3 protein-coding genes are annotated in these 4,108 nt (G+C 70.9%); 1 reads left to right on the plus strand and 2 read right to left on the minus strand.

Features of this window, described 5'->3' with window-relative positions:
- Positions 1 to 141: 141 nt before the first annotated feature.
- Positions 142 to 957 (minus strand): ABC transporter permease, encoded by an 816-nt coding sequence (locus tag ACZ5ON_RS34655; protein WP_465601215.1) that lies wholly within the window; start codon positions 955 to 957, stop codon positions 142 to 144.
- A gap of 88 nt (positions 958 to 1,045) precedes the next feature.
- Entirely contained in the window at positions 1,046 to 1,972 is a 927-nt protein-coding gene (locus ACZ5ON_RS34660; RefSeq protein WP_465601218.1) for an ABC transporter ATP-binding protein, read from the minus strand.
- Positions 1,973 to 2,434: 462 nt separating this feature from the next.
- On the opposite strand from ACZ5ON_RS34660, the gene ACZ5ON_RS34665 reads away from it, so the two are divergent.
- On the plus strand, positions 2,435 to 4,108 hold a 1,674-nt coding region (locus ACZ5ON_RS34665; RefSeq protein WP_465601220.1), incomplete at its 3' end, for a type I polyketide synthase.

The raw sequence follows: 4,108 nt of genomic DNA on the forward strand, positions 1-4,108 counted from the left end.
CCTGATCCCGCTCCCGATCCCTCTCCCCCCCCCCTCCCCCCCCCCCCCCCCCCCCCCCCCCCCCCCCCCCCCCACCACCACCCCCCCCCCCCCCCCCCCCCCCCCCCCCCCCCCCCCCCCCCCCCTCCGCTCTTCGCCGCGTCAGTCCAGCGCCCGCCGGCGGAAGCCCCGGATGCCGAGCAGCCCGAACAGCACACAGGCCGCCGCGAGCGCGGCCAGGTCGACCCCGAGCGGGATCGACCGCGGTTCACCGTCCGGCAGCAGCACCGCACGCATCGCCTCGCTGACGTACGTCAGCGGGTTGAGCGCGCAGATCACCTGGAACGTCCGCACCGAGGACAGGCCGTACCACGGGAACTGGGTGGCGCCGGTGAACATCAGCGGGGTCAGCACGACCGCGATCATGATGCTGATGTGGCGGGACTCCACCGCGGTGCCGATGGTCAGCCCGACGGTCGCGCCGGCCAGCGAGCCGAGCGCGAGCACACCGGCGACCGGCAGGACGCTGGAGGCCGGCCAGTGCACACCGTCCAGGACCAGGAACCCGAGCGGGATCATCACCGCGGCGGCCACCAGACCACGGATCGCCCCGAACACCACCTTCTCGACCGCCACCAGGGCGAGCGGGATCGGGGACAGCAGCCGGTCCTCGATCTCCTTGGTGAAGGAGAAGTCGACGATCAGCGGGAAAGCGGTGTTCTGCAGCGCGACCAGGAAGCTGCTGAGCGCCACCACGCCAGGCAGCAGCACCTGCTGGAAACCGTGGCCGGTGTAGCCGAGGCCGGAGAGGATCTTGCCGAACACGAACAGGATGAAGAACGGCTCGACCAGCACCTGGGCGAGGAACGGGATCAGCTCACGTCCCGTCACGAAGACGTCCCGCCAGAGGATGAAGGCGAAGGTCCGTGCCGCGGAGCCTCCTCTGCCGGTCTGCGGAAGGGTTGCGGTCGCACTCAACGGAGTTCTCTCCCGGTCAGTTCGATGAAGACGTCTTCCAGGGTCAGCCCGCCCAGCGACACGTCCTCGATGTCGCAGTGCAGTTCGCTCAGGGCGCTGACCGCGGCGGGCAGGGTGGCCGAGGGCCGGCCGGTGGTGTAGAGCCGCAGCCGGTCGGGGGCGTCGGCACCGACCTCGACGGTCTCGACGCGCTCCACCGTCTCGATCTTCTCCAGTACCCGGACCAGATCGGTGAGTTCACGCTCCTCGGCCGGCGCCTCGGCGGCCCGCAGAAGGTGAGCGTGCCGGTGCCGCTCAGCGAGGAGGTCAGGGCCTGCGGCGAGTCCAGTGCCAGCAGCTTGCCGCGGTCGACGATGCCGACCCGGTCGCAGAGCTTGGCGGCCTCGTCCATGTCGTGCGTGGTGATCACCACGGTGACGCCCCGGCGACTCAGTTCGGCCACCCGGTCGTGGATGAACAGCCGGGCCTGCGGGTCGAGACCGGTGGCCGGCTCGTCCAGGAAGAGCACCCGGGGCCGGTGCATCAGCGCGCGGGCGATCATCACCCGCTGCGCCTGGCCACCGGACAGCTCGTCCACCCTGGCCTTCCCCCGGTCGCCGAGGCCCACCCAGTCGAGGCTCTCGTCGGCCAGCCGGTTGCGCTCGGCCCGGCCCATACCGTGGTAGCCGGCGTGGAAGACCAGGTTCTGCCGGATGGTCAGTGAACGGTCGAGGTTGTTGCGCTGCGGGACCACCGCGAACACCCGGTGCGCGGCGGCCGGCCGGCTCACCACGTCTACCCCGAGGACGGACACCCGGCCCGAGGTCGGGGCGACCCGGGTGGTCATGATGCCGATGGTGGTCGACTTCCCGGCGCCGTTCGGGCCGAGCAGACCGAACACCTCACCGGTCCTCACGGTGAAACTGAGGTCGTCGACGGCCGGCATCGGCCGGTTGCGATATCTCTTGACCAGCCGGTCGACGACGACGGCGGTGGAATCGGAATCCACGGCCTGCGGTGCGCGTGCTGTATTCATTGCTTCCTGCGAATCGAGCGGGACGCGACAACGGCGACGATGGAAGCGCGGCAGGGATCACACGCATACTGAAACGCCGTCGTGTTACGCCGTCATGCGCGCCGACGGAAAGGGATAATGAACACTCAACTGTGCCGGGACCATGTATAGCATGGGTGACGCGGTCTGGCCCGGACAGGGGCGGTAGGGGCAGAGTAGGGGATGTGTGCCGGTCCGGCCCGCTGCTAGCTTGAAAGGGCGCAAGTATTCTCCGCAATCGCTTCGCGGCAATTGTGACCGAATACTGCAGGGCAGGATTTCTCCCGCACGGGCGGGGAGTTGTGGGCGCAGGCCATTAAGCACGAGTCATTGCGAGTCATTGGCGGTCATGCCCGAACCTTCCCGACGACGTGTTCCGACTCGGACGTCCGGAAGCAGCCGGCACGGCCCTCACGACCGGTTCAAGGGTGGGACGGACAAGGCGTGGAGAACGAAGCGAAGCTCCTCGACTACCTCAAGCGGGCGACCGCCGATCTGCGCGAGACGCGTCGGCGGCTGCGCGAGCTGGAGGAGCAGGAGCCGGAACCGATCGCCATCATCGGCATGGCCTGCCGCTACCCCGGCGGGGTGACCTCGCCCGAGGACCTCTGGCAGCTGGTGGCCACCGGCACCGACGGCATCTCCGGCTTCCCCGCCGACCGGGGCTGGGACCTCATCGCCCTCCATCACGATGACCCCGACCACCCCGGCACCTCGTACACCCGGGAGGGTGGATTCCTGCACGACGCCGCGCAGTTCGACCCCGACTTCTTCGGCATCTCGCCGCGTGAGGCGCTGGCGATGGACCCGCAGCAGCGGCTGCTGCTTGAGACCTCCTGGGAGGCGTTCGAGCGGGCGGGCATCGACCCGGAGACCGTCCGGGGCAGCCGGACCGGTGTCTTCGCCGGTGTGATGTACCACGACTACGCCTCCCGCCTGCTGGACGTCCCCGAGGAGGTCGCCGGCTACCTCGGCAACGGCAACTCGGGCAGCGTCGCCTCGGGCCGGGTGGCCTACGCACTCGGCCTGGAAGGGCCGGCCGTCACCGTGGACACCGCCTGCTCCTCCTCGCTGGTCGCGCTGCACTGGGCGATCCAGGCGCTGCGGGCGGACGAGTGCTCACTGGCACTGGCCGGCGGCGTCGCCGTGATGTCCACGCCCAATGCCTTCATCGACTTCAGCCGCCAGCGCGGACTGGCGGTCGACGGCCGCTGCAAGTCCTTCGCGGCGGCGGCGGACGGCACCGGCTGGGGCGAGGGCGTCGGCATGCTGCTGGTCGAGCGCCTCTCGGACGCGCAGCGCAACGGGCACCCGGTGCTGGCGATCGTGCGCGGGAGCGCCGTCAACCAGGACGGCGCCAGCAGCGGCCTCACCGCCCCCAACGGGCCCTCCCAGCAGCGGGTGATCCGACAGGCACTCTCGGCAGCCAGACTGACGGCAAGTCAGATCGACGCGGTCGAGGCACACGGTACGGGCACGACGCTCGGCGACCCGATCGAGGCGCAGGCCCTGCTGGCGACGTACGGGCAGAACCGTGACGGGGCCGCGCCGCTCTGGCTCGGTTCGCTGAAGTCCAACATCGGCCACACCCAGGCGGCGGCGGGTGTCGGCGGCATCATCAAGATGGTGATGGCGATGCGGCACGGCCTGCTGCCGCAGACGCTGCACGTGGACCAGCCGACGCGGAACGTGGACTGGTCGGCGGGCGCGGTGGAGCTGCTGACGGAGGCGCGGCCGTGGCCCGAGACCGGGCGGCCGCGCCGGGCGGCGGTCTCCTCCTTCGGCGTCAGCGGCACCAACGCGCACACCATCCTGGAGCAGGCGCCTGCGGCCGACGCGGCCGAGGTCGAGGAAGCGGCAGGGTCGCCTTCGGCCGCGCCGTTCGTGCCGTGGGCGCTCTCCGGGCGGACGGCGGAGGCTCTGCGGGGACAGGCGCAGCGGCTGCTGGACCGGCTGACCGCCGCACCTGAAACGGGCATCCGGGATATCGCCTTCTCGCTGGCCACTTCGCGCGCGTCCTTCAAGCATCGGGCGGTGCTGGTGGGGTCGGGGCGGGACGAGCTCTGCGCGGGTCTGGAGGCGCTGTCGCGGGGTGGGTCTGCGGTGCGGTCGGTGGTC

The sequence above is a fragment of the Kitasatospora sp. NPDC032150 genome (assembly GCF_055579945.1).

Bases quoted from the DNA above. Each gene is read 5' to 3' on its own strand.
- ACZ5ON_RS34660 (WP_465601218.1), bottom strand. From the start codon at position 1,972: ATGAATACAGCACGCGCACCGCAGGCCGTGGATTCCGATTCCACCGCC.